At 69.4% G+C, this 26165-nt stretch carries 25 protein-coding genes and 1 pseudogene; 9 read left to right on the top strand and 17 right to left on the bottom strand.

Features of this window, described 5'->3' with window-relative positions; all coding sequences use genetic code 11:
- Positions 1–39 precede the first annotated feature (39 nt).
- Positions 40–657: a Uma2 family endonuclease gene (locus VED21_RS07695; protein WP_324881744.1), complete on the top strand. Its 618-nt coding sequence runs from the start codon at positions 40–42 to the stop codon at positions 655–657.
- A 100-nt stretch (positions 658–757) separates the two neighbouring features.
- Positions 758–1468, top strand: coding sequence for a DUF2270 domain-containing protein (locus VED21_RS07690; protein ID WP_324881743.1), 711 nt, complete (start codon positions 758–760; stop codon positions 1466–1468).
- A gap of 4 nt (positions 1469–1472) precedes the next feature.
- Here VED21_RS07690 and era read toward each other — a convergent pair whose 3' ends face one another.
- From era to rpoZ, 9 genes are all read right to left on the bottom strand, one after another.
- Complete coding sequence (gene era, locus VED21_RS07685) at positions 1473–2456, bottom strand: GTPase Era (protein WP_324881742.1); 984 nt, start codon at positions 2454–2456, stop codon at positions 1473–1475.
- Between the two features lie 3 nt (positions 2457–2459).
- Positions 2460–3209 carry a ribonuclease III gene (rnc, locus tag VED21_RS07680; RefSeq protein WP_324881741.1) on the bottom strand — a complete coding sequence of 250 codons (750 nt, stop codon included), beginning with the start codon at positions 3207–3209 and terminating at the stop codon, positions 2460–2462.
- A 25-nt stretch (positions 3210–3234) separates the two neighbouring features.
- The gene (gene lepB, locus VED21_RS07675) at positions 3235–3987 is read right to left on the bottom strand and encodes a signal peptidase I (protein WP_324881740.1); all 753 of its coding nucleotides are present in this window, start codon (positions 3985–3987) and stop codon (positions 3235–3237) included.
- Positions 3988–4039: 52 nt separating this feature from the next.
- The gene (locus VED21_RS07670; RefSeq protein ID WP_324881739.1) at positions 4040–4795 is read right to left on the bottom strand and encodes a pyridoxine 5'-phosphate synthase; all 756 of its coding nucleotides are present in this window, start codon (positions 4793–4795) and stop codon (positions 4040–4042) included.
- Positions 4796–4895: 100 nt separating this feature from the next.
- A complete protein-coding gene (locus VED21_RS07665) occupies positions 4896–5318 on the bottom strand; it encodes an HIT family protein (protein WP_324881738.1) in 423 nt (140 codons plus the stop codon).
- 3 nt (positions 5319–5321) lie between these two features.
- On the bottom strand, positions 5322–6434 hold the full coding sequence (locus tag VED21_RS07660) for a glycerol dehydrogenase (RefSeq protein WP_324881737.1): 1113 nt from the start codon (positions 6432–6434) through the stop codon (positions 5322–5324).
- Positions 6435–6536: 102 nt separating this feature from the next.
- Positions 6537–7841: a hypothetical protein gene (locus VED21_RS07655; RefSeq protein ID WP_324881736.1), complete on the bottom strand. Its 1305-nt coding sequence runs from the start codon at positions 7839–7841 to the stop codon at positions 6537–6539.
- Between the two features lie 359 nt (positions 7842–8200).
- On the bottom strand, positions 8201–10369 hold the full coding sequence (locus VED21_RS07650) for a bifunctional (p)ppGpp synthetase/guanosine-3',5'-bis(diphosphate) 3'-pyrophosphohydrolase (RefSeq protein ID WP_324881735.1): 2169 nt from the start codon (positions 10367–10369) through the stop codon (positions 8201–8203).
- A gap of 106 nt (positions 10370–10475) precedes the next feature.
- The gene (gene rpoZ / locus VED21_RS07645; RefSeq protein WP_324881734.1) at positions 10476–10898 is read right to left on the bottom strand and encodes a DNA-directed RNA polymerase subunit omega; all 423 of its coding nucleotides are present in this window, start codon (positions 10896–10898) and stop codon (positions 10476–10478) included.
- Positions 10899–11243: 345 nt separating this feature from the next.
- Between rpoZ and VED21_RS07640 the strand changes: the two genes are divergently transcribed.
- Both VED21_RS07640 and VED21_RS07635 read left to right on the top strand, forming a co-directional pair.
- Positions 11244–11825 (top strand): NYN domain-containing protein, encoded by a 582-nt coding sequence (locus VED21_RS07640; protein ID WP_324881753.1) that lies wholly within the window; start codon positions 11244–11246, stop codon positions 11823–11825.
- Between the two features lie 112 nt (positions 11826–11937).
- Positions 11938–12435: a uracil-DNA glycosylase family protein gene (locus tag VED21_RS07635; protein WP_324881733.1), complete on the top strand. Its 498-nt coding sequence runs from the start codon at positions 11938–11940 to the stop codon at positions 12433–12435.
- Between the two features lie 56 nt (positions 12436–12491).
- On the opposite strand, the gene VED21_RS07630 is transcribed toward VED21_RS07635, so the two are convergent.
- The 4 genes from VED21_RS07630 to lptG form a co-directional block, all read right to left on the bottom strand.
- Complete coding sequence (locus VED21_RS07630) at positions 12492–13685, bottom strand: hypothetical protein (protein WP_324881732.1); 1194 nt, start codon at positions 13683–13685, stop codon at positions 12492–12494.
- A 123-nt stretch (positions 13686–13808) separates the two neighbouring features.
- Positions 13809–14828, bottom strand: coding sequence for a 4-hydroxythreonine-4-phosphate dehydrogenase PdxA (pdxA, locus tag VED21_RS07625; protein ID WP_414638162.1), 1020 nt, complete (start codon positions 14826–14828; stop codon positions 13809–13811).
- Positions 14825–16306, bottom strand: coding sequence for a peptidylprolyl isomerase (locus VED21_RS07620; protein ID WP_324881731.1), 1482 nt, complete (start codon positions 16304–16306; stop codon positions 14825–14827). Before VED21_RS07620 ends, pdxA begins: the two co-directional genes overlap by 4 nt.
- Before the next feature lie 103 nt (positions 16307–16409).
- Complete coding sequence (gene lptG / locus VED21_RS07615) at positions 16410–17504, bottom strand: LPS export ABC transporter permease LptG (protein WP_324881730.1); 1095 nt, start codon at positions 17502–17504, stop codon at positions 16410–16412.
- Between the two features lie 231 nt (positions 17505–17735).
- On the opposite strand from lptG, the gene VED21_RS07610 reads away from it, so the two are divergent.
- The 5 genes from VED21_RS07610 (at position 17736) to VED21_RS07590 (ending at position 22436) form a co-directional block, all read left to right on the top strand.
- Complete coding sequence (locus tag VED21_RS07610) at positions 17736–19238, top strand: leucyl aminopeptidase (RefSeq protein ID WP_324881729.1); 1503 nt, start codon at positions 17736–17738, stop codon at positions 19236–19238.
- A 241-nt stretch (positions 19239–19479) separates the two neighbouring features.
- A complete protein-coding gene (locus VED21_RS07605) occupies positions 19480–19929 on the top strand; it encodes a DNA polymerase III subunit chi (RefSeq protein ID WP_324881728.1) in 450 nt (149 codons plus the stop codon).
- A 145-nt stretch (positions 19930–20074) separates the two neighbouring features.
- Positions 20075–21310, top strand: a complete 1236-nt coding sequence (locus VED21_RS07600; protein WP_324881727.1) for an ATP-binding protein — start codon at positions 20075–20077, stop codon at positions 21308–21310.
- Between the two features lie 42 nt (positions 21311–21352).
- A complete protein-coding gene (locus tag VED21_RS07595; RefSeq protein ID WP_324881726.1) occupies positions 21353–22153 on the top strand; it encodes a Crp/Fnr family transcriptional regulator in 801 nt (266 codons plus the stop codon).
- A 64-nt stretch (positions 22154–22217) separates the two neighbouring features.
- Positions 22218–22436, top strand: a complete 219-nt coding sequence (locus VED21_RS07590; protein WP_324881725.1) for a hypothetical protein — start codon at positions 22218–22220, stop codon at positions 22434–22436.
- 10 nt (positions 22437–22446) lie between these two features.
- Here the strand turns inward: VED21_RS07590 and VED21_RS07585 are convergent, their stop codons facing one another.
- The 4 genes and pseudogenes from VED21_RS07585 to VED21_RS07570 all read right to left on the bottom strand — a co-directional run.
- Positions 22447–22701, bottom strand: coding sequence for a hypothetical protein (locus VED21_RS07585; protein ID WP_324881724.1), 255 nt, complete (start codon positions 22699–22701; stop codon positions 22447–22449).
- A 227-nt stretch (positions 22702–22928) separates the two neighbouring features.
- On the bottom strand, positions 22929–25106 hold the full coding sequence (locus tag VED21_RS07580) for a multicopper oxidase family protein (protein WP_324881723.1): 2178 nt from the start codon (positions 25104–25106) through the stop codon (positions 22929–22931).
- A gap of 115 nt (positions 25107–25221) precedes the next feature.
- Positions 25222–25422, bottom strand: a complete 201-nt coding sequence (locus tag VED21_RS07575) for a hypothetical protein (protein WP_324881722.1) — start codon at positions 25420–25422, stop codon at positions 25222–25224.
- Between the two features lie 183 nt (positions 25423–25605).
- Positions 25606–26165: pseudogene (locus VED21_RS07570) on the bottom strand (GMP synthase (glutamine-hydrolyzing)); the annotation flags it as partial.

The following is a 26165-nucleotide window of genomic DNA, read 5'->3' as shown; positions in this document are numbered from 1 at the left end:
CGGCACGCCCTATCGTCGGTGGGTACGAGGGAGGGTGCCGTGGCCGGTCGCAGCATCGCCGAAAGGCGCTTCGGTTCCGTCGATGAATTCGTCGCCTGGGAAGAGCGGCAGGTGGATCGCCACGAGTTCTTCGACGGCGACGTCTGGCCGATGGACGCTGAACCCGCCGGCATGGCCGGCGGCACCGTCCGCCACAATGACCTCGTCTTCAACATCCGCTCCGCCCTCGCCGCCGAATCCCGGCCGCGCGGCTGCCGGGTGCAGAGCGAGAACGTGAAGCTGCGGACCGACGCGTTCTCGGCCTATCCGGACGTGCTCGTCACCTGCTCGCCCGTGGACGGCCGCGAGACGCAGGTCGCGGACGCCGTCGTGATCGTCGAGGTGTTGTCGGAAGGCACCGAACGGCGCGACCGCACGGTCAAGCAGCAGAACTACCTGGACGCCCCGTTCCTTCAGCAGTTCGTCCTGGTGTCGCAGGAAGCGCAACTCGTGGAGGTGTACACCCGCTCCGCAGACGGCTGGGCTTACCGCCGCTACCGGGCGGCGGACGACACCGTCGACCTGCCGGCCGTGGACGTCCGCATTGCCATGGCCGACATCTACCGCGACACCGGTGTCCCACCCACCGCCTCCGTGGTGCCGCTGCGCGGCGCATAAGGCAAGGCGCGTTTGCCGGAGCGGCCCGGCGCACTCACCTTTCCTTCCAAGGCCCGCCATCGGCATGAACGTGCGCGGCCATTTGGGAGGGACGCGAGCCATGGACGACGACGTCACCCATGTCACCAGGACGCATTTCAACGCCGCCGACATCGGCGCGCTGGCCCACCTCTACCGGGCGGAGATCTACCGCAGCACGGTCTGGCGCACGCGCCTGGATGCCACCACCAACTGGGCGGTGGTCACCACCGGCATCGCGCTGTCGCTGACCTTCTCCAGCGCGTCGGCCTCGCCGCTGCCGCTGGTGCTCGTCGGACTGCTGGTCGCCGTGTTCCTCTACATCGAGGCGCGGCGCTACCGCTTCTTCGACTTCTGGCGCATCCGCGCGCACATCCTGGAAGTCCACTTCTTCGGCCCGATCCTGCTGGGCCAGGGGGCGCGGGCCGACAACGGGTGGAACGAGATCCTCCACCACGACTACCGCCACCCGAACCTGCACATCACCTTCGTCGAGGCGGCCGGGCGGCGGCTGCGACGCAACTACGGCTGGATCTTCGGCATCCAGGTGGTGGCCTACGCCGGCAAGCTGCTGATCCACCCCGAACCCATCACCACGCTGGCCGAGGTGTGGGAGCGCGCGATGATCGGCCCCGTGCCCGGGCAGATCGTCATCCTCGCCGGCGTGATCTTCCACGCCACCTGGATCACGGTGGCGATCACCACCTACCGCAGCCGCCGCGGCGCCGACCGCGAGCGCCCACCCCGCCCCGCGCGCGACCGCCTGCTGGAGCTGGCGCGCGGGTCGGGGTGAAGCGTCACTTCGGATCGTACTCCAGGCCCCAGGCTTCGTAGCGCTCGGGGTCCTCGGTCCAGTTCTCGCGCACCTTGACGAACAGCATCAGGTGCACGCGGCGCTCCAGGAACGCCTCCAGTTCCGTGCGCGCCGCCTGCCCGATGTGCTTGATGCGCGCCCCGCCCTTGCCCAGCACGATGGCCTTCTGGCTCTCGCGCTGCACGTAGATGACTTGCCGGATCTTGACGGAACCGTCCTGGAACTCCTCCCAGGTCTCCGTCTCGACGGTGGCGGCGTAGGGCAGTTCCTGGTGCAGTTGCTGGAACAGCTTCTCGCGCGTGGTCTCCGCCGCCAGCAGGCGCATGGGCATGTCGGAGATCTGGTCCTCCGGATAGAGCCACGGACCCTCCGGCACCCGCTCCGTGAACACGCGGCGCAGGTCCGCCACCCCGTCGCCGGTGCCGGCCGACACCATGAAGGTGTCGGTGAAGGGCGCGTCGCGGTTCAGGTCCTCCGTCAGGCGCAGCAGCACCTCGCGGTGACGGACGAGGTCGATCTTGTTGAGGATCAGGATGGCCTCGCGCCCCTGCTCCTTCAGCCGGTCGATGATGCCGCGGGTGTCGTCGTCGATGCCGCGGCGGGTGGCGTCGAACAGCACGCCGATCAGGTCGGCATCCTGCGCGCCCTGCCAGGCGGCGTGCACCATCGCCTTTTCCAGCCGCTTCTTCGGCGTGAAGATGCCCGGCGTGTCGACGAAGATCAGCTGGCTGTCGCCCTCGATGGTGATGCCCAGCACGCGCGAGCGCGTGGTCTGCACCTTCGGGCTGACGATGGAGACCTTGGCACCGATCAGCGCGTTCAGCAGCGTCGACTTGCCGGCGTTGGGCGCGCCCACCAGCGCCACGAAGCCGCAGCGCGGGTGCTCCGGCACCGTGCCGGCGCCGCCGAAATCATCGTCACCCTCGAAGTCGTCGTCATGGGTGTCGTCATGGGTGTCGTCGGTCATCGTTCACTCCCCGCCCGTGCCTGCGCCGGGCACACCCAACCGGCCCAGCAGAAGGCTGGCCGCCTGTTTCTCTGCCGCGCGCTTGGACGAGCCGGAACCGGTGACCGGCCCCTCTCCCTCGACGCGCACCTGCACACGGAAGACCGGCTCGTGCGCCGGCCCCGTCTGCTCGATCATCTCGTAAACCGGCAACGGCCGGCCGCGTCCCTGCGCCCATTCCTGAAGCGCGGTCTTGGGATCCACCGGCGGCACGTCGGCGCGGTCGATCATGCCGGCCCAGGCCGTGCGGATGAAGCGCTTGGCCGCCTCCAGCCCGCCGTCCAGGAACAGCGCCCCGATCACCGCCTCGCACGCGTCGGCCAGGATGGTGCGGTTGCTGCGCCCGCCGCCCGACGCCTCGGCCGGCGACAGGCGCAGGTGCTCGCCAAGGCCGATGGCGTCGGCGACCGTGCCCAGCGCCTCGCGCCGCACCAGGGCGGCGTGCCGCTTGGCGAGCGAGCCCTCGCGCTCGTCCGGGAAGCGCTCCAGCAGCCAGTCGGCGACGCACAGGCCCAGCACCCGGTCGCCCAGGAACTCCAGCCGCTCGTACGCGATGCCCGGCCCCTGCGCCGGGGCCACGCCCTTGCCGCTGCGCTCCAGGCCCATCAGGCTGGGATGCGTCACGGCGTCGGCCAGCAGGCCGATGTCGGCGAAGCGGTGCCCCAGCGCCGCCGCCAACCCGTCCAAGCCAGTGTCGTCCAGATCGGACCCCATCGGATCCTCCTCAACCGGCGCCAATTCAGCTCACACCCTGGAACAGGCGCCTCACGCGCAGGTCGAACGGCCAGCGCCACACCTCGTAGAAGTGGGTGCCCTCGGCCAGCGAGAAGAACAGGAACTCGGCCCGGCCGACCAGGTTCTCCACGGGAACGTAGCCGACCATGCTGGGAACACGGCTGTCCAGCGAGTTGTCGCGGTTGTCGCCCATCATGAACAGGTGGCCGGGCGGCACCTTGTAGACCGGCGTCTCGTCCAGCGGGCCGCGGTCGGTCTCCTCGATGATGCGGTGCTTGCGCCCCTCGGGCAGCGTCTCCAGGTACTGCGCGGCGCGCACCTCGCGGCCCAGCGGGTCCTTGCTGACGTAGTCGTCGATGCGCTCGCGCTGCACCGGCTTGCCGTTGATGTGCAGGACGCCGCCGATCATCTGGATGCTGTCGCCCGGCAGCCCGATGACGCGCTTGATGTAGTCGGTCTTGTTGTCGCGCGGCAGCTTGAAGACGGCGACGTCGCCGCGCTCGGGCATGTGGCCCAGGATGCGCCCCTCGAAGGCCGGCATGCCGAAGGCGACCGTGTGCTTGCTGTAGCCGTACGAGAACTTCGACACGAACAGATAGTCGCCGATCAGGAGCGACGGGATCATCGATCCCGACGGAATGTTGAACGGCTCATAGGCTAGGGTCCGCACGCCGAAGGCGATGAGGACGGCGTAGAAGACCGTCTTCAGCGTCTCGCCGATACCGCCGGCTTCCTTCTTCTTTTCGATCAAGGCCATGTGCTTTCGATTCTCAACGGCGGTGTGAAAGGAGCAAGCGACGTTGCGGCCGTCAGCGCGCCGGACGCACGGCGCCGGGCCGGGCCGCGTCCATCAGCGCGCGCATGCGGCCCAGCGACGCGGGAAGGCCGACGAACACGGCCTCCCCCATCAGGAAATGGCCGATGTTCAGCTCGACGACGGTGGGAATGGCGGCCACCGGCCCCACGGTGTCGTAGTCCAGCCCGTGCCCGGCGTGGCATTCCAGGCCGATCGCCTCGGCGTGCGCCGCCGCGCGCACGAGGCGCTGCAGCTCGGCCTGCCGGTCGAAGCCCTCGGGCGCCTCGCAATAGGAACCGGTGTGCAGCTCGACCACCGGGGCACCCAGCTCGCGCGCGGCGTCCAGCTGCGCTTCGTCGGGGTCGATGAACAGCGACACGCGCACGCCTGCCGCACCCAGTTCCTGCACGAAGCGCTTCAGGTGCGCCTTGCCGCCGGCGGCGTCGAGCCCGCCTTCGGTCGTCACCTCCGTGCGCTTCTCCGGCACGATGCAGCAGGCGTGCGGCCGGTGGCGCAGCGCGATGCCCAGCATCTCGTCGGTGGCGGCCATTTCCAGGTTCAGCGGCAGCGCGATCTCCGCCATCAGGCGGGCGACGTCGTCGTCGCGGATGTGGCGCCGGTCCTCGCGCAGGTGCGCGGTGATGCCGTCGGCGCCGGCCTCCGCCGCCATGCGGGCGGCGCGAAGGGGGTCCGGGTGGCGACCGCCGCGCGCGTTGCGCAGCGTCGCCACGTGGTCGATGTTCACGCCCAGGCGCAGGTAACGGGTCATGCCAAGCTCCGGATTCCGCCGGAGACTATATAGCCGTCCATTCCCGCGCCGTCACGCTTCAAACCTTCTTCTTCAAACCTTGATCTTCAGGCCCTGATCTTCAGGCCTTGATCCGGGCGGCCAGCGCCTTCAGCTCGTCCATCGGCGGGTTCTTGCGCGGCCACACCAGCCCGACGCCGTCGTCCGCGTGGCGCGGGAGCACGTGCACGTGGATGTGCGGCACCGTCTGCCAGCCCGCCGCCCCGTTGGCCTGCAGGATGGTGATGCCCTCGGGCCGGAAGGCGTCCTGCACGGCGCGGGCGACCTTGTGCACCGTCCGGAACAGCGCCGCCGCCTCGTCCTCGCTCAGGTCCAGGATGGTCGCCGCCGGCCGTTTCAGCGCCACCAGAACGTGGCCGGGGTTGAGCTGCCCGGCGTCCATGAAGGCGAAGGTCGCCTCGTCCTCGTACACCTTGGCGCAGGGGATCTCGCCGGCGATGATGCGGCTGAAGATGGTGGGTTCGGCGGGTGCGGGTCCCGGCATGGCTCACTCCTTCCCGGAAAGGCGCAGCGCCTTGCGCCGGCGCCCTTCGGCGTCGGCCGCCTTCAGCGCCGCCAGCACGTGCTTGGGCGTCACCTCGTAGGGTTCGTTGTGGATGGTCTCGCCCTCGGCGCAGGCGCGCTCGGCGGCGATCCACAGCCGCTCGTCCGTGACGCCGGCGAGGCCGACGTCGGCCAGCGTGGTCGGCAGCCCGATCGACTCGCAGAAGTCATAGACCTCGCGGATCACCGACGCCGGCCGGCCGGTGAGCATCAGCATGGTCAGCGTGCCCAGCGCCACCTTCTCGCCGTGCCAGTGGGCGTGCGTCTCCTCCAGCGCGGTCAGCCCGTTGTGCACGGCGTGCGCCGCGGCCAGCCCGCCGCTCTCGAAGCCCAGGCCGGACAGCAGCGTGTTCGCCTCGACGATGCGCTCCAGCGCCGGGGTCACCACATGTTCCTCGCACGCCGCCTTGGCCAGCTGGCCGTACTCCAGCAGCGTGTCGTAGCACTGGCGCGCCAGGCTGTAGGCGGTCATCGGACCGACGCGGCCGGTCATGTTGGCGCCGCGCTTGATGCGGCAGTCCTCCGCCTCGAACCACGTCGACAGCGCGTCGCCCATGCCCGACACCAGGAAGCGCACGGGGGCGGCGGCGATGACGCCGGTGTCGACCAGCACCAGTTCCGGGTTGCGCGGCAGCACGAGGTAGCGCTTGAAGGAACCGTCCTTGGTGTAGATGACCGACAGCGCGCTGCACGGCGCGTCGGTGGAGGCCAGCGTCGGCACGATGGCGACCGGCACGCTCAGCGCGTGCGCCACCGCCTTGGCGGTGTCCAGCGCCTTGCCGCCGCCGATGCCGACGATCACGTCGGCGGCGACGTCGCGCGCCACCATGGCCAGCCGCTCGATCTCCTCGTCCGAGCACTCACCGCCGAACTCCTCGATCGCCAGCCCGACGTGTTCCTCGGTGGCCGCCACGATGCGCTGGTTCAGCGTCTTCAGCACGAAGGGATCGACGATGGCCAGCGCGGTGCCGCCCAGCCGGCACAGATCCTCGCCCAGGGTGTCGAGCGCGCCCTCGCCCTGCACGTAGCGCGCCGGGAAAATGGCCGTGGTGATCATGTCCGCTCCCCTTCAACGAATCCCGGCGGGAGGAGAGCATAAAATCGGGCGGGACGCCACGCCGGGTTCCTGCCCCCGGCGCGGCGCCCACAAGCCCGCGTGTCAGCCGTTGATGGCCAGGGTGTTGACCGCCATGGCCAGGGCGGTGATGGCACCGCTGTTGATGTTGTCGATGTACAGGATGTTGGGATAGGTCTGCGGGCTGCAGGCCGGCAGCAGATCCTGGTAGATCAGCGGGTCGGCCTCGGCGGCGAGGTCGAGGATGCTCGCCGCGCCCATCTCGCACGTCGTCGCCTGCGTGCCGTCCTGCGTCAGCGTCCACGAGAGCAGGAAGTAGGACGACGTCGGGCTGGTCCGCTGCTCCTTCATCTTGCCGAGCTGGCCCGAAACCATCTGGGCCGCGTCGTTCGTGTCCGAGTACTGGTTGAAGACGGGGAAGTTCGCCGGCAGGTAGAAGCCCTTGCCGAAGTAGGCGTCGCCCACCGTGATGCCCGGCGCGTCGACTACGACGATGACCGCCGCCTTGTTCTGGCCGATGAAGTCGTTGAGCTGGATCTGCGTCAGGTCACCCGGATTGGCGACGGCGTAGAGGTTGTTGAGCCCGCCGAGCTGCGCCAGAAGCCCGTTGTATTCCTGCTGCGTGAACGCCCGGTACGAACTGTTCCCGACGTCCGTGTTGTAGTCGTGCGACAGGTAGAGGATGACCAGCTCCTTGTTCACCGCCGTGAAGCTGTTCACGTCGCTGATGACCTGGGCGATGGATTCGCCGTTGGCGCCCTGCCAGGAGTTGATCTGCGTGATGTCGCTGTAGTGGCCGGTGAAGTACTGGCCGCCGCTGATGACCGGGCGGATGTCGAAATAGCGCGCGCCCAGCGTCAGCTGCCCGAGGATGCTGGTGGTCTGGGTGATGACGCTGCAGGGGAAGGCGAAGGCGGTCCTGCCGTTGACCACGCTCATGCCGGAATCGTGCGACCCGGGAATGCACAGTTCGCGCAGCGTCCGCCCGCCGAGCTGGCCCAGGTTGTGCTGCATCCACCCCGCCGGCACCACGTTGCCCGTGAAGTTTCCGCTTTCGCCGGCAAGGACGAACGCGACCGAGCCGTCGTGCGACCAGCCGAGACTCAGCGTGCTGCCCTGCGGATTGCCCGACGTCGCAAGGTTGGTGAAGCAGACCTGCAGGTCGAAGCCGTTCGTGTTGCGGGCCTGGACCTGGAAGGTGAAGGGCGTGCCGTTCAGGGAATACACCACCTCGCCGGCGTCGTCGCTCTGGTTGTCGAAGGCGTTCTGGTCCCACTCGACATAGACCTGCGCCGTCTTCCACGCGGGGATCGTGGCCGGGAAGCCCCACGAATTCATCTGGTAGGAGTGCTGCTGGATGTTCGTCCAGTCGTACGGAGTGCCGTTCACCAAGGTAATGAAACCGCCCTGTCCCATGTCTCCCCCCATAACTGAAAGTTGCGCATGGCATGCGAGGCAAATGACGCATGCCATATGCTTATGGGGCGCAGGGCACTCGGAACGAGTCAATGCCACATATTACAACAAAATACCTCAACAAGACACCAATAATACGCTATGCGCGGCCACTTCAGGCCGCTTCAGGCCGTATATTCCTTTATATAGAGGGGGCAGGACACGGCAGCCGGCCAGCGGCGCGTAGCATTTTGCTACGAAACGAAACAGTTCGTAACGAAAGGAATCGCGCCGCTTTCACCCGTGCCGCGGTCGACTCCCGGCGGCGCACCGGGATGATCGCCGGTCGGCGCCTACCGCCCGCGCGCCCGGTCGACCGAGTTGATCACCGGTGTGGCCCGCAGCGCCGCCATGATGTTGGTCAGGTGCTTGGCGTCCTTGACATCGATGTCGATCAGCAGCTCGAAGAAGTCGGTGTTGCGGCTGGTGATCTTCAGGTTCGTGATGTTGCCGCCGTTCTTGCCGATCACCGTGGACAGCGTGCCCAGCGAGCCCGGCTCGTTGGCGACCACGAGGTTGATGCGGCCGACGTGCTCCTCCGGGCTGTCGCCGACGTCCCAGGCGACGTCGATCCAGCGCTCCGGCGAATCGTTGAAGCTTTCCAGCGTCTCGCAGTCGATGGTGTGGATCGTCACACCCTTGCCGGTGGTGACGATGCCGACGATGCGGTCGCCCGGCAGCGGGTGGCAGCAGCGCGCGTAGTGCACCGCCATGCCGGGGATCAGCCCGCGGATGGGCAGCGGCGCTTCCTTGCCCTTGGCCTTCGGCTTGGGCTTGGCGATCAGGCCGAGGGCCTTGTCGTCGCCGTCTTTCGGCTGCGTCTGGGCGTGCGGCTTGTGGCCGGGGAAGACGGCGTGGAAGACCTCCCGCCCCGAATGCAGGCCGGACCCGACCGACGCCAGCAGGTCGTCCACGGACGGCTGCTGGAAGATCTTCAAAACGCCTTCCAGCGCCTTTTCGCCGTAGTCGTAGCCTTCCTGCCGGAACTGGCGCTGTAGGATGGCGCGGCCCAGTTCGATGTACTGGGCGCGCTGCTGGGTGCGCAGGAACTTGCGGATGCGGGCGCGCGCCTTGCCGGTGACGACGAAGCGCTCCCACCCCGGCACCGGCGTCTGCGCCTTGGAGGTGATGATGTCGACCTGGTCGCCGTTCTGCAGCTGGGTGCGCAGCGGCAGCATGCGCCCGTTGATCTTGGCGCCGACGCAGTGGTCGCCCACCTCGGAATGCACGGCGTAGGCGAAGTCCACCGGCGTGGCGCCGCGCGGAAGTGCTATCAGGTCGCCCTTGGGCGTGAAGCAGAACACCTGGTCCTGGAACAGCTCCAGCTTGGTGTGCTCCAGGAACTCCTCGGGCTTGGTGGCGTGCTCCAGGATGTCCAGCAGTTCGCGCAGCCAGCGGTATTCGCGGGCACCCTCGCGCGGCTGGCCCTGCTTGTAGGCCCAGTGGGCGGCGACGCCCAGCTCGCACACCTCGTGCATGTCCTTGGTGCGGATCTGCACCTCGATGCGGTTGCGTTGCGGGCCGATTACGCCGGTGTGCAGGCTGCGGTAGCCGTTCGGCTTCGGCGTCGAGATGTAGTCCTTGAAGCGGCCGGGCACCACGGGATAGCGGCTGTGGATGATGCCCAGCGCCTGATAGCATTCGCCCACGTTGCCGACGATGCAGCGGAACGCCATGATGTCCGACAGCGCCTCGAAGCTGACGTTCTTGCTTTGCAGCTTGCGCCAGATCGAATAGGGCGTCTTCTCGCGGCCGGTGATCTGGACGTTCTCCAGGCCTTCCTCGTGCAGGACGTCGGTCAATTCCTTGATGATCCGCTCGACCCGGTCCTCGCCCTCCGACCGCAGGCGGGACAGCTGCGCCAGGATGCTGTCGCGCGCGTCCGGGTTCAGCTCTGCGAAGGCCAGGTCTTCCAGCTCGTCCTTGACCTGGTGCATGCCGATGCGCTCGGCCAGCGGCGCGTAGATCTCCAGCGTCTCGCGGCCGATGCGCTTGCGCTTGTCCGGGTTCTTGATGTGGTGCAGCGTGCGCATGTTGTGCAGCCGGTCGGCCAGCTTCACCAGCAGCACGCGGATGTCCTCGGACATCGCCAGGACCAGCTTGCGGAAGTTCTCCGCCTGCTTGGCCTGCTCGCTCTGCATCTCCAGGCGCGACAGCTTGGTCACGCCGTCCACCAGCCGGCCGATCTCCTTGCCGAACAGGCGCTCGATGTCTTCCTGGGTGGCGACCGTGTCCTCCACCGTGTCGTGCAGCAGCGCCGTCACGATGGTGGCGGAATCCAGCTTCATCTGCGTCAGGATGCCGGCGACTTCCAGCGGGTGCGAGAAGTACGGGTCGCCGGATGCGCGCGTCTGCGAACCGTGCGCCTTCATGGAGAAGACGTACGCGCGGTTCAGCAAATCCTCGTCGGCCGAAGGATCATAGGCCCTGACGCGTTCGACGAGTTCGTATTGCCGGATCATGCTGCCCGACCCGGCGCCATGCGCGCCCTCTCAGGAGTGGTGGATAGGCTATATATGGGTGCGGGCGCCGGTCGGGCCACCCGCTTCCCCCTCGGCATACCGTGTATCAGACGTCGTCGTCGCCGACGAGGTCGCCCTCGGCCGCGCCCAGCGCGTCGTCCGGCTCGCCGTCCATCAGCTCGTCCTCGCCTTCCTCGGCGTCGCCCATGGCGTCGTCGTCGCGCAGCGAGTTGTCGGCGGCGCCGGCCCAGCCGTGCTCGCCGGCCATCAGCTCGACGATCTCCTCCTCCGGCTCGTCGCTCTCGACGTGCTTCTGGTGGCCCTTGATGAGGGAGTTCTTCAGGGTCTCCAGAATCACCGTCTCGTCGGCGATCTCGCGGAGCGCAACGACGGGGTTCTTGTCGTTGTCGCGGTCGATGGACAGCGGCGCGCCGGACGCGATCTCACGCGCGCGCTGGGCGGCCATCATGACCAGCTCGAAACGGTTCGGAACCTTGAGGACGCAATCTTCGACGGTAACGCGAGCCATAGTCGGACCAACTCCGGAACTTAAGAAGCGCTCGACTATATTGATACGGACGGCCCCGATCAAGCCCGAACCGTCCTGCCGCCGTGACCATGCCGGGACACCAAATAGGCGGCAAGTCCCGCGCTGTCGTCGTGACCCGCGGCAATGCCGATGCGCCGGCCGACTCGCCTGAGGAACCCTTGCTCTGCGCCGCGCCGCATCCTACTTTACCTGACGGGGCCGGTGCCATTTCGCACCCGCCCGTGATTTTACGCAGTCTCTTGCAGAAGGATTAGGACATTGGACCGCTCAACGACTTTACCGAAAGAAATCAGTCGTTTGTTCTATAAGGAAGAGCGTCTGGCGATGTTCATCGACGGCGCCAACCTCTATGCGGCGGCGCGGGCTCTCGGCTTCGACATCGACTACAAGCGCCTGCGCGACGGCTTCGCGGCCGAAGGCCGCTTGCTGCGCGCCTTCTACTACACCGCCCTGGTCGAGGATCAGGAGTATTCGCCGATCCGGCCGCTGGTCGATTGGCTGGACTACAACGGCTACACCATGGTGACCAAGCCGACGAAGGAGTTCACGGACGCGTCCGGCCGACGCAAGATCAAGGGCAACATGGACATCGAGCTGGCCATCGACGTGATGGAGATGGCCGAGCGGGTGGACCACATCCTGCTGTTTTCCGGCGACGGCGACTTCCGCCGGCTGGTCGAGGCGGTGCAGCGCAAGGGTGTGCGCGTCAGCGTGATCAGCACGGTGCGCTCGCAGCCGCCGATGGTCGCCGACGAGCTGCGCCGGCAGGCCGACAACTTCATCGAGCTGCAGGACCTCGCCGGCACCATCGCCCGCGTCCACCATCACCGCGAGCCGCCGCCCGTGCAGGTCGACCACACCGGCGGTCCGAACACCGGCCCCGGCACCGTCTACGACAATCTGTAAGGCTGGCTGTAAAGCCGGCTCCGAACCGGGGCGGGACTGCGGACGCTGCCCGCGGCTGGCGGCGTTCCGCGCCGGGAACCGGTCCCGCTTCCCGGACTTCCACAACGCGCCGGTGCCCTCCAGCGGCACCGGCGACCCGCTGCTTCTGGTCGTCGGGCTCGCTCCGGCGCTCAAGGGCGGCAACCGCACCGGACGCCCGTTCCAGGGCGATTCGTCCGGCCTCTGGCTGCGCGCGGCGCTGGCCCGGTTCGCCCTGGGCGAGGACGTCGTGCGCGTCACCAACGCCGTCCGCTGCGTGCCGCCGGCCAACCGCCCGCTGGCCGCGGAGATCACCTCCTGCCGGCCGTTCCTCGTGTCCGAATTGATGTCCCCGCGCCTGCGCGCCGTCGTCGCGCTGGGCCGCGTCGCGCACGACGCCGTCCTGGCGGCACTGTCCCTGCCGGGCCGGGACTTCGCGTTCGGCCACGGCGCCGAACATCGCCTGTCCGCCGGATTGACGCTGTTCGACAGCTATCACCCCAGCCCGCAGAACACCAACACCGGCCGCCTGACGCGGGACATGTTCGACGGGGTGTTCGAGCGGGCGGCCGGGCGGGTCTGGAAATCCTGAGTTCCGCCAGACCATTGCCCCCACCCGCCGGGTGGGGGCAATACGCCTCCGGTTCGTTACGGCTTCGCCGGCTCGGACTGGGGCGCCGGAGCGGCGGGAGCGGCCGCGGCCGGCTCAGCCGCCGGCGCGACCGGGGCCGGCGCCGCAGCGGACGCCCCACCCTGCGCCGGGGCCGGCTCGGCCGGGGCAGCGGCCGTAGCCGCCGGAGCCGGGGCCGGTTCGGCAGCCGGCGCGATCGGAGCGGCGGGCGCCGCCACGACCGGCTCAGCCGGAGCAGCCGGAGCAGCCGGAGCCGGTTCGGCCGGCGCGGCGGCCGTGGGCGCCGGGGCGGCGGGAGCGGCATCCGCCGCCGGGGCCGGAGCCGGTGCAGCGGGCTCGGCGGGAGCGGCGACGGCAGCGGGGGCCGGGGCCGCCGGAGCAGGCTCGGCCGGAGCCGGGGCCGGTGCGGCGACCGCTGCCGGAGCGGGCTCCGCGGCGGGAGCCGCCGGGGCGGGTTCGGCCGCGGGTGCGGCGGGAGCCGGCGCGGCCACCGTGGCCGGCGCGGGTTCGGGCGACGCGGCCGGAGCCGGAGCAGCGACCGCCGGAGCGGCGACCGCCGGGGCGGGCTCCGCAGCCGGCGGTGCCGGCGGAGCGGCGGGAGCCGGCGCCGCCACGGCGGCGGGCGCCGGCTCCGGCGTCGCGGCCGGAGCGGCAGGGGCAGGAGCAGCGGCCGGAGCCGGGGCCGCGACCGGAACCGGCTGCGCCTTCGGCTCGGCGGCCAGCGCCTGATCGACGCACGCCGTCAGCGCCGCCAGCGCCTTGCGCGAGCCGCGCAGCGGGAACGCCTCCTTGTGCTTGCCCGCCTGCACGACCAGTTCGCGTCCGCCGGCCAGCGCCTCGGCGAAGCCCGGCAGCGCCGGCACGGCGAAGACGTACGCGCCGCCGGCGACCGTCGCTTCGGTCGGCGTCGGCGTGCCACGGTCGATGGCGACGCGGATGGTCTCGCGTTCGCCCTGCGGCGTCCAGTTCTTGTCGGAGACGGCGACGCCCGTCTTGCGGTCGCGGTTCATCGTGAACGCCAGCGCGGCATGCCCGGCGGCGTTCGTCGTCGCGCGGCACTGCGCCAGCCGGCCGGCGGCGTCCGTCTCGGCCCCGATCTGCCAGCCCGGCGCCTCCTTCCCGGCCGCCGGCTGCGCCGCCTGCGCGCCCGCCACCCCGGACAGGCCCCCCAGCAGCAGGGCGTACAGACCGACCGTCGCTTTGCTCTTCACCCGCATACCGTCCCCCATGTTGATCCGGGGGCCGCTGTCCCGCGATGCGCCGGCACCGGCACCCCAACGTATGGAACTATGCCGCGCGCAATCGGCCCTTCAAAGCAAGAAGAGCTAAACTCGTCAGGAATTCGCCGGATTTCGGCGCCGCTTCTCCGCCATCTCTGCCGCCATGCGCAGCGCGGCCAGCAGGCTCTCCGGATTGGCCTTCCCCGTGCCGGCGAGGTCCAGCGCGGTGCCGTGGTCGGGCGAGGTGCGGATGAACGGCAGGCCCAGCGTCACGTTGACGCCGCGGTCGAAATCGATGGTCTTCAGCGGGATCAGCGCCTGGTCGTGGTACATGCACAGCGCCGCGTCGAAGCCCGCGCGCGCGCGGGCGTGGAACAGCGTGTCCGCCGGCCGCGGCCCGAAGGCGTCGATCCCCTCGGCGCGCAGCCGGGCGATGGCGGGCTCGATCACGTCGATCTCCTCGCAGCCCATCGCCCCGCCCTCCCCCGCGTGCGGGTTCAGCGCCGACACCGCCAGCCGGGGCGACGCGATGCCGAAGTCGCGCATCAAGGCGGCGGCCGTCACCCGCCCGCAATGGACGATGCCATCCGTGGTGAGTTGTTCCACCGCGTCGCGCACCGACACGTGGATGGTCACCGGCACGACGCGCAGTTCTGCCGTCGCCAGCATCATCACCGGCTCCTCGCTCAGGCCGGCGAGGTGCGCCAGGTACTCGGTGTGGCCGGGGTGGCGGAAGCCGGCGGCGTACAGCGCCGACTTCTGGATCGGGTTGGTGACCACCGCCGCCGCCTGCCCGGCGCGCACGAGGTCCACCGCGCGGTCGATGCTGGCGACCACCGCCACGCCGTTGGCCGGGTCCGGGCTGCCCGGCGTCACCGGCGCGGCCAAGGCCACCGGCAGCACCGGCAGCGCCGCATCGAACGCCGCCACCGCCTCGCCGGGCGTCGCGATGGCGCGCACCGGCACGTCCAGGCCGACTCGCCGCGCCAGATCGGCCAGCCGCCGCGGGTCGTCCAGCACGAAAAAGGGCGGAGCACCGGTGGCCCGGCGCTCCGCCCAGATTTTCAGCGTGATCTCCCCGCCCACACCCGCCGGCTCACCCATGGTGACGGCCAGCGGACACGCGGTCGTCACACCCGGTACTCCACGAAGGCCGAACGGCGCAGGTCACGCAGGTAGCGGCGCGACAGCAACTCGGCCCGCTCGGCGACCAGCTCCTGCTCGATGTCCTCGCGGCTCGGCAGCTTGGCCGGCTCGCCCTTCACCGGCGGCGGGGGTGGCGGCGGCGCGTTGGCGGCCTCCAGCTGCGCCTTCTCCTCCGGCGTCAGCGGCAGCAGCGGCGCGTCGCGCTTGCAGACGATGAGGATCAGCGCGCCGCCCTGCCCCTTCAGCACCGGGCTGGGCCGGCCGATCGGGATCTGCAGGACGAGCTGGCCCAGCTGCGGCGGCAGGTCCTTCACGTTGACCGTGCCCATGTCGCCCGACTCCGGCACGCCGGTAGCCTTGGCCTTCTCCTCGAAGTCGCCGCAGCCCTTGATGGTCTTCTGCAGCTTCTCGGCCGCCGCGTGGGTGGCCTTCAGGGCCTCGGGCGACGGCGACGGAAGCACGATCTGCTTCATGTGCACCTTCGCCTTGGCGACGTCGATCTTCTGCACCGGGCGCTGCACGGCCGGACGCGGCGCCTGCGGCAGCTCCTCGCTGCCAGCACTGCCCACGGCGCGCCGGGCGCGGACCAGCAGCACGTGGTAGCCGCCGGCCGTGCGCACCGGCCCCACCATCTGGCCGGGGCGCGAGGAAGCCAGCGTGCTGTCGATCTCGCCGCCCATCTCGCCCGGGCGCACCCAGCCGAGGTCGCCGTTGTTGGCGGCGGCGGCCGACTGCGAGAACTGCCGGGCGACGGCGGCGAAGTTGGCGCCCCGCTTGATCTCTTCCATCAGGCGCTCGGCCGTGCGGCGGGCCTGGTCGTCCTGGTCGGGGGAATCGACGGACAGGAAGATCTCGGCCACCAGATACTCCGGCTTGCCGATGGCCGCCTTGAAGCGTTCGAGCTGGGCGTCGATCTCCTCGTCGCCGATCATGATCTCCTGGCGGATCCGGCGCTGGAGCACCTTCTGCCACGCCAGCGTCGCGCGCACCTGCTCGTTCAGCGTCGAGACGGGCACGTTGTGCTCGGCCAGCAGCTTGTTCAGCTGCGGCCGGCTCAGGCGCACGCCCTCGGCGATGCGGCCGATCGCCTGATCGATCTCCTGCGACGGGATCGAAATGCCCAGGCGCTTGGCCTCCTGAAGCTGCAGCCGCTCGTCGACGAGCTGGCGCAGCACCTGCGGCAGGACGCGCTGGCGGGCGTCGGGCGTGTCGGGCATGCCGGCGTTGAGCAGCGACAGCCGGGCGCGCGCCACGACGTCCGACTGCGAAATGGCGTCCTCGTTGACGACGGCGGCAATGCGCTCGACGGCTCCACCGACGGCTCCACCGGCGGCGCTGCTCGCCCCGCCCTGGGCCGGCGGCGCGCTCTTGGCCCGCTCCGCGGCGCCGGCGCTTCCGCCGCTCGCGAGGATCACGCACGCGGTCGCCATGACGACGGCGGACCGGACGGTACGCAAACTCACCATTGCTACTCCTGCTCCCCAGCTCATGGCCCTTAATACGGTCCGTCCGGGCAATTTGCAAACCGGATCGTGGCAAAACGGCGTACGACCCGTCGGCACCCCGCCCTCAGCCGTCTTCCAGATGCAGAAGCACCGCCGTGCCCAGGAGCAGGCTGATAGCGGTCGGCGCCCACGCCGCCATCAGCACGGGGATCGTCTCCGACATGCCCAGCGTGCGGATGACGTCGCTCATGATGAACAGCACGAAGCCCGTAAGAACGCCGCCCGTCACCATCAGCATGGCGCCGCCGCGCCGCGGCAGGCGCAGCGAGAAGGCGGCGGCGAACAGCACCATGGCGCAGAACAGCAGCGGCTGCGCCAGCAGCGCGTGGTAGTGCAGCCGGTGCCGCACGGCCGGAAATCCCGTGCTCTCCAGCGTGGCGATGAAGCGCGGCAGGTCCCAGAAGGAGATGGTCTCCGGCGGGGCGAAGCTCTCCTCGATGGTTTCCTTGTCCAGCTCGGTGGGGATGGTGTAGCGGCCGACCGGCTCCGGGTCCTTCTTGGGGCGGCGGACGACGGCCTCGGCCAGTTCCCACTTGCGGTCCTTCAGCGTGGCGCGCGGCGCGTCGACCCGGCCGACGTAGTTCATGTCGCCTTCGAAGCGGAAGACGGTCACCCCCGACAGCTCGAAGGTGATGGGCTGCACCTGCTCGGCGTGGATGAACAGCTGCTCGCGCTCGCCGTTCTGGCGCAGCCACAGCCCGGCGCGCGAGATGTCCAGCGAGCTGCGGCGCAGCTTCAGGTACCGGCTCTCCAGCGCGTCGTACTTGGCGATGAAGACGGCACCGATGGGGTTGATCACCGTCACCTTGAACACGCCGATCAGCGCCGCGGCGATCAGCACCGGCATCAGGAACTGCCACGCCGACACGCCCACGGCGCGCGCCACCACCAGCTCGGCGTTGCGGGTCAGCCGCCAGAAGGTGAACATACCGGCGAACAGGATGGCGAAGGGAAAGATCTGCTGGCCGATGTTGGGCAGCTTCAGGAACGCCATCTCCAGCACCAGCCCGAAGGTGATGTTGGGTTTCGAGCCCGCGCGCCGCAGCAGCTCGACCAGATCGAGCAGCAGGATGATGGCCAGCAGGATCAGCAGCAGCAGGCAGAACCACGTGACGAACTGCCGGCCGATGTAGCGGGAGAAGGTGGCGGAAGAGTACATGTCACCGGCCTCCGGGGAAGCCGCCCTGGCTGGCCCGGTGCCGCGGGATGCGGAACCGGACGTCGGCTATGTAACGCCTCTCGCCGCCCAGGGCAACCTGACAGCAGGCCGCTACGACCAGGGCGCGGCTTGACAGGCTCGCCCCGAAGGTCTTTATGCGATGGGGCGTGCCGCGGCACCGCCCACCCCGCCTGACCGGCGCAAGCCACATGACGCAAGAATGAGGGGGAGATGAAGTTTTCCTTCACCAAGCCGGCCCTGCCGAAGGCCGGCACCGTCGCCGTGACCGTCCTCGCCGACCGCACGCTGGGTTCGGCCGGACAGGACCTGGACCAGAAGACCGGCGGCATGCTGACGCGCGCCATGAACGCCAGCCGCTTCACCGGCAAGAAGGACGAGACGCTGGCCGTGCTTGCCCCCGCCGGCATCGACGCCGGGCGCGTCCTGCTGGTGGGACTCGGCAAGGCCGACGACGTGACGGACCTCACCCTCCAGGGTGCCGGCGGCGCCATCGTCGCCGCCCTCGACAAGTCGGGCGAGACCGAGGTGCACGTCCTGGCCGAGAAGCTGGCGGGCAGCCCCCTGCCGGCCGCGTCGATCGCCGTGGAGATCGCCTATGGCGCCCGCCTGCGCGCCTACCGCTTCGACAAGTACAAGACCACCGACAAGAAGGAGCCGAAGCCGGCCCTCAAGAAGGTCTGCCTGCTGACCGACGAGGCGGACGCCGCAAAGCGCTCCTTCGCCGCGCGGGACGCGGTGGCCGAGGGCGTGTTCTTCACCCGCGACCTGGTGTCGGAACCGGCCAACGTCATCTACCCCGAGACGCTGGCCGACCGCTGCAGGGAGTTGGCGGAGCTGGGCGTGCAGGTCGACGTGCTCGACCTCAAGAAGCTGAAGAAGCTGGGCATGGGCGCGCTGCTGGGCGTCGCGCAGGGCAGCGTCAACGAGCCGCGCGTCGTCGTCATGCGCTGGAACGGCAATCCCGACGCCGAGGACAAGCGCCCCGTCGCCATCGTCGGCAAGGGCGTCACCTTCGACACCGGCGGCATCTCCATCAAGCCGGCCGCCGGCATGGAGGACATGAAGTGGGACATGGCCGGCTCCGGCGTGGTCATCGGCCTGATGCGGGCGCTCGCGGCGCGCAAGGCCAAGGCCAACGTGGTCGGCGTCGTGGGGCTGGTGGAGAACATGCCCTCCGGCACCGCGCAGCGGCCGGGCGACATCGTCACCTCCCTGTCCGGCCAGACCATCGAGGTCATCAACACCGACGCCGAAGGGCGGCTCGTGCTGGCCGACTGCCTGTGGTACACGCAGGATGCCTTCAAGCCGCGCCTGATGGTCGACCTCGCCACGCTGACCGGCGCCATCATCATAGCACTCGGTCATGAGCACGCCGGCCTGTTCGCCAACGACGACGATCTGGCGGAGCGCCTGACCGCCGCCGGCCGCGCGGTGGGCGAGCCGCTGTGGCGCCTGCCGATGGGCGACGCCTACGACAAGGACATCAACTCCGACGCCGCCGACATGAAGAACACCGGCGCCGGCCGCGCCGCCGGCTCCATCGCCGGCGCGCAGTTCCTCAAGCGCTTCGTGAACGGCGTTCCCTGGGCGCACATCGACATCGCCGGCGTCGCCTGGACCAAGAAGGACAGCGGCACCGTGCCCAAGGGTGCCAGCGGCTTCGGCGTCCGCCTCCTCGACCGCTTCATCGCCGAGAACCACGAGGAGCGGTGAGGATTCGAGACACGGATGAACACGGATATCCACGGATGAACACGGATAAGGTCTCTTTATCCTCGTCATCTGTGTCTATCTGTGTTCATCGGTGGCAAAAAATCTGCTTCCCGCCGCACACCATTCGGACAAAGACGTTCATTAGCCACAGATAAACACAGATGATGACAATATCCGTGTTCATCCGTGCGCCATCCGTGTTCATCCGTGTCCCCACCCCCTCGCGAGGAAGAAGCGTCCGATGACCGAGGTGCGGTTCTACCATCTCCAGCGCCGCACGCTGGAGCAGGCGCTGCCCAAGATCCTGGAGAAGGTGCTGGAGCGCGGCTGGCGCGCCGTGGTGCTGGCCGGCTCGCGGGAGCGGGTGGACTCCCTCAACCAGCACTTGTGGACCTACGACCCGGCATCCTTCCTGCCGCACGGCGCCAAGCGGGACGGCTTCGCCGCCGACCAGCCGGTCTGGCTGACCGACGAGGACGAGACGCCGAACGCCGCCACCGTGCTGGTCACCGTGGACGGCGCGGAAAGCGCACGCACGGCCGAGTTCGAACTGGTCTGCGACCTGTTCGACGGCAACGACCATTTCGCCGTGCAGGCCGCGCGCGAGCGCTGGAAGCGCTGCAAGGCGGCCGGCTTCGCGCTCACCTACTGGCAGGAGAACGAGCGCGGCGCCTGGGAGAAGAAGGCCTGACGCCCGGCCTGTCGCCCGAGTTCCTTCGCGCTCGCAGCATGCGCGACGCGAACAATTTCGTTGCATTTCGCCGTCCGTCCGGCAACCTTTGCAAAGGTGCGCGGCCCACAGGCCGCCCGCCTTCAGGACTTCACCGGCGGAGCCCATGACCGGCAGCGACATCGCGCGGAGCATCAGCGAGGACGTCAAGGATGCCGCCATCCTGATCGTCGACGACAACGCCTCGAACGTCGACCTGCTGCGCGAGATCCTCAGCCACGACGGCTACCGCAACGTGCATGGGGAGACCGACCCGCGCCGGGTGCCGGACCTCTGCGCCGCCACCCGCTACGACCTGCTGCTGCTCGACATCCGCATGCCGCACATGAGCGGGTTCGAGCTGATGGAGCGGATCAAGGTGATCTACGCCGGCGACCATGTGCCGGTGCTGGTGCTGACCGCTCAGACCGACCAGGAGACGCGCCGCAAGTCGCTGGAACTGGGCGCCAACGACTTCCTCACCAAGCCGTTCATCGCTTGGGAACTGCTGCACCGCGTGCGCAACATGCTGGAGATCCGCACGCTCTACCGCCGCGTCGCCCAGCAGAACCGCGAGTTGGAGGCGCGCGTCGCCGCCCGCACGGCGGAGCTGTCGGCCGCGCTGGCCGCCGCCCGGCAGGCCGACCACGCCAAGCTCGACTTCCTGTCGGTGATGAGCCACGAGCTGCGCACGCCGCTCAACTCCATCATCGGCTTCGCCGAGGTGATGGGCTCCGAATCCCTGGGCAAGCTCGGCCATCCCGACTACCTGGAATACGTCAAGCTGATCGAGGAGAGCGGCACGGTGCTGCTCACCATGGTCAACAAGATCCTCGACTACACGCGCGGCGCCACCGGTTCGATCGAGCTGCAGGAATCGGACGTCCGCCTGCCCTACCTGCTGGAGACCTGCCTCAACCTGGCGGGACCGCGCGCCCAGCCGAAGAACGTCGTCCTGACGCTGGTGCCCTGCACACCGCTGACCCTGCGCGCCGACCACCGGCGGCTGCGCGAGATGCTGCTGAACCTCCTGGACAACGCCATCAAGTTCAACCGCCCGGGCGGCCGCGTAACCGTGCGGGCCGAGCGGCGGCCCGACGGCGTGGTGATCGCCGTCGCCGACGACGGCCCCGGCATCGCGCCCGACTTGGCCGAGCGGATCTTCAACCCCTTCACCCAGGCCGAAAAGGCCCGCATCCGCCAGCACGAGGGCATCGGCCTGGGCCTGCCGATCGTCCGCCGTTTCGCCGAACTGCACGGCGGCCGCGTCGACCTGACCAGCGAGCCCGGCAAGGGCACCACCGTCACCATCCTGCTGCCGCCCGAGCGCGTGCTGACGCCCAGCGCCACACCGTCGCCCTGATCGCCGGCTATTTTGAGCACCCCCTCGTCCCGTGGAGGCCGCATGAAGGCCCTCGCCCCCGATCCCGCGGTGCTGCACGGCATGGAGCTGTTCGCCGGCCTCGACGCCGCGGCGCTGGCGGAGGTGGTGCGGCACGCCCACACCCGGCGCCTGCGCAAGGGCACGCGCGTCTTCGCCCAGAGCGACCCGGCCGACACCTGCCACGCGCTGATCGACGGCCGGGTGAAGATCGTGCAGCAGGGGCCGGACGGCCAGCAACTGGTCATCCGCTTCGTCGGTCCGGGGGAAACCTTCGGCACCGCCGCCGTGGTGGTCGGCACCGGCTATCCCGGCGACGCCGTCGCGGTGTCCGACTGCGTCGAGATCACCTGGTCGAAGGAAATCATGGCCGGCCTGATGGAGCGGCACCCGCCCATCGCCATGAACGCGCTGCGCATCGTCGGCCGCCGCCTGCGCGAGGTGCAGACGCGCCTGCGCGAGGTATCGACCGAGCGGGTGGAGCGCCGCGTCGCCCACGCGCTCCTCCGCCTCGTGCGGCAGGCCGGCCGGCGGGTGGAGGGTGGCGGGGTGGAGATCGCCTTTCCGCTGTCGCGCCAGGATCTGGCCGAGATGACCGGCACCACGCTGCACACCGTCAGCCGCATCGTCAGCGCCTGGGACGGCGAGGGCATCGTCGAGAGCGGCCGCCAGCACCTCGTCATCCGCAAGCCGCACCGCCTCGTCGCCCTGGCGGAGGACCTGCCCGCCCCCAACGCCGACGCCGCCGACGCCGCCACCGACGAGAGCGAAAATCCGCCCGCACCTTTGCGCAAGCGCAAGGACCGCGCGCCGCGGGCCGGCTAACCTGCGCCGCATGGACATGCCGACGCCCCGCGCCCTTCCCGCTGCTGCCCCGGACGCTGACGACATGATCGCCACCGTGCTCGAACGCTGGCCCGCGACGGTGGCGGTGTTCCTGCACCGCCGCATGGCCTGCCCCGGCTGCACCATGGCCCCGTTCATGACGGTGGGCGAGGCCGCCGACTCCTACGGGATCCCACGCGCCGACCTGTTGGCCGAGCTGCGCGCCGCCGCCCGGGGCGACGCCCCGCAGGGCCCCTTCGAGCCGCCGCTGCCGCACAAATAGGAAAACGGCTCTACTGCGACAGGCCGAAGCGCAGGAGCAGGAAGACGAACCCGATGACGCCGACCACGCCGGTCATCAGCTGCCACGTCGTCGGCAGCTGGGACACGCGCCCGTCGAGGCGCGCCATGTCCTCACGGGTCCTGGCCATTTCCGTACGGAACTCGGTGAACTCCGACGCCATGCGCACGAGCATCGGTTCCAGCCGCCCGAGGGTGGCCTTGATCTCGCCGACGTCGGCTTCCAGTCTGGCGACACGCTGTTCCATGCCATGATCATGGGGGCCGTCGCCCCCATCGTCAATGGGTGGCCTTCGATCAACCGCAAACCGCTTGTGTGTGGACATGCATGGCTCTCCGGATGCGTGAAGCCATCATGACGCGCGCCAAAATTGCATACAACTTCATGGTTTTTCGCGCCGACGAAAAACTCGCGCCGACGAAAAGGGGCGGAGGCCTGCCCGGCCCCCGCCCCCTTTCGCTAACGGCGCGCCGTTCAGCGCTGCGCCACCTTCATCTGCGGCGTCCCGTTGACCACTTCCATCGCCGCCATCATGCCGGCGTCCTCGTGGCCCAGGATGTGGCAGTGGTAGACGAAGCTGCCGATCTGCTCGACCGCCTTGAAGTTGACCACGATGTACACGCGGCCGGGGTTCGTCCCGTCGGCGTTGGCCGACGGCGGCAGCGGCAGCGTGTCGTGCCAGACGTCGACCGTGCCGCCGTCTTCCGGCAGGTACACGTTCTTCATGGCGCCGGTCGGATCGACGATCGGCCCGGTCTTCACGCCGACCTTCTTCAGGTCCTCTTCCTTCGCCAGGCGGAACTTCACCTGGTGCATGTGGAAGTTGTGGGGGAAGTTGGTCGCGTTCACCAGCTCCCACACCTCCGACGCGCCGAAGGGCGAGCAGACGTGCCCGTTGCTCGCGTCGAACGGCGTGACGGCGATCTGCTCGTTGACCTTGCCCTTGTAGTCGACGATGCCGGCGCCCAGCGCCAGCGTTCCCGACGCCAGGCCGAAGGTGACCTGCCGGCGCTCTCCGGCCAGCAGGCCGATGCCGACCTTCGGCCGGGTGAAGCACGGCCCGATCCCGATGGTGCTGCCGTCATTGGCGCTGGCGCCGCCCTGGGCCGGCACCGGTGCTGCGGCCATCGCCGTGTGGCCGTGGGCGTGGCCGTCGTGGCGATGGTTGTGCCCGCTGGCGACCGTGGTGCGCGCCGCGGCCTTCTCCTTGGGCGTCGCCGTGGTCGAGGCGAGCACCGGCGGCTTCTGCAACGACAGCCTGGGCGCCGCCGCCTGCGCGACCTGCGCCGGCTCGATGTGCACGGCGGCCAGCGCGATGGCCGGATTGCCGAACAGGTTCGACGTCGTCGCGGGCGTGGTCGGCGTCGCCGGGGTGGTGACCATCACCGGCGTGGACGCCAGCACGAGGTCCTTTGCGGTGTAGGTCCGCGCGCCGTCGTTGCGCACCAGGATCTCGGCGCGCGCGGCCGGCATCATCAGCAGGCTGGTCACGCCCACCGACTCCACGCGCCCGCTCTTGTCGTCCGGCTTGCCGGCGGTGACGCCGTCCACCGTGAGCACGTCGAAGGCCTGCGCGTTGCCCTTGTCGTCGAGGAGCTGGAGGACGAAGGTCTGGTTGGCGCTCATGTTGGCGATGCGCCACAGCTTGTTCCGCCCCGACGGCACGGTCAGGTCCGGATAGCGCTGGCCGTTCACCGTGAACAGCCAGACCTGCGACGGGTCCGCCCCGGTGCAGTAGCCGCCCGGCGCCACCTGCCCGGCCGGGGTCGTGCAGCTGAAGCCCTTCGGCGCGATGACGGCCGGGGCGTTGTCGGCGTTCTCCGGCAGCGTGGCGGTGTTCAGCCGCATCTCGCGCAGGATCAGGTACTCGACGCCGGTGCGGGCGCGCAGCTCCTCGGTCGCCTTCGCGTCCGGCCGCCCGTCCGCGCCCTCGACGATGAGCTGGTCCTTCGGCGCGCCGATGGAGATCAGCCCGGCCATGCCGCCGCCCACCTGCGGCGAGGTCACGCCGTGGATGTGCGGGTGGTACCAGTTGAGGCCGGTCGGGTAGGCGACGTTCTCGGCGCTGTTCGGCTCGAACACCGCCTTGGGGATCACCTTGGGGATGTTGATGCGGTACTGCGCGCCCTGCGGCGGGTTCTGCCCCGGCGCGAAGTCGACGAAGATGTTGTCGCCCAGCCCTTCCGGCGAGCCCAGCGGGCGCGGCGCCACGATCAGGCCGTGCGTGTGCAGGTTGGTGTGGTTCGTCGGCGGCGGCGAGCCCGCCGCGGGCGTCGGCATCAGGTTGTTGAGCTGGAAGTAGATCGTGTTGCCGGCGTCCACCTCCATCACCGGCGGGTGATAGACGTCATTGTAGTTGGTGGTGGAGATGGCATAGCCGCCGGTCAGCTTGCCGCCGGAGTTCGAACCGCCGACGTTGTTCAGCGTCGAGACGGTGCCGTTCAGGGTCAGCGCGATGCTGCCCGGCTCGTTCTCCACGCGCTTGCACTTGTCCGATCCCAGCGGCACGGCGGCGTCGCGGCCCGAGCAGATGGGCGGCGCCACCAGCGGACCCGTCCCAGCGGCGCGATCGGCGGCCAGCGCCGGCCCGGCGGCCAGCAACCCGACGAGCCCGACCGATCCCCACAGCACTGACTTCCAGCGCTCCCCCATGAACATCCTCCATACGTCTGTATATTCGGCAGGCTGCCGCCTGCCGATACAGCGTCATGAAGCAATCATGCTCGCGCTAGTGGAATATTGCCGCGATTTGTAACAAGCGCGGGCGTCAGCCGGCCAGCCGCGCGGCGGCCTGCTGGTGGGCGAGGCGCAGGACGGTGCTGTCCGGCCGCTCAAGCACCTCCTGCTCCAGATGGTGCGCGGCGGCGAGGATGCCGGAGCGGGCGAGGCCCGGCTGCATGCGCGCCGCGATCTCCTTGAAGCGCTGAACCTGCAGCAGCCGTGGGTCGAGGAAAGTGGTGTCGAACATGGCGCTTCCTTTCCTGTGGCTTGCACCACTGAAGCACCGCAACGTTTCAGCCGTGTGTCGGCATTTTAAAACAGATTCGCGTGACTTGATTCAAAACGCCGCACCCTTCCCGTCATGCCAAAGGCGCCTGACGGAAGCCGTCAGGCGCCTTTGAACAAATCCGGCAGGCACTTGCCCCGGCCCTTACTCCCACTCGATCGTGCCGGGCGGCTTCGACGTGATGTCGTAGGTCACCCGGTTGATGCCGCGCACCTCGTTGACGATGCGGTTGGAGACGCGGGCCAGGAACTCGTGCGGGAACGGGTACCAGTCGGCCGTCATGCCGTCGGTCGAGGTCACCGCGCGCAGCGCGCAGGCGTAGTCGTAGGTCCGCCCGTCACCCATCACGCCCACCGTGCGCACCGGCAGCAGCACCGTGAAGGCCTGCCAGATGGCGTCGTAGAGGCCGGCGTTGCGGATCTCCTCGAGATAGATGGTATCGGCCTTGCGCAGGATCGCCAGCTTCTCCGGCGTGATCTCGCCGGGGACGCGGATCGCCAGGCCGGGGCCGGGGAACGGGTGGCGCTTGACGAAGGCGTCCGGCAGGCCCAGCTCGCGGCCCAGCGCCCGCACCTCGTCCTTGAACAGCTCGCGCAGCGGCTCGACCAGCTTGAGGTTCATGCGCTCCGGCAGGCCGCCCACGTTGTGGTGCGACTTGATGGTCACCGAGGGGCCGCCGGTGAAGGAGACGCTCTCGATCACGT

The organism is Azospirillum sp. (assembly GCF_035627195.1).
GTDB lineage: Bacteria > Pseudomonadota > Alphaproteobacteria > Azospirillales > Azospirillaceae > Azospirillum.
Note: the sequence above shows the minus strand (reverse complement) of the source record. Positions and strands in the feature narration are given on the sequence as shown.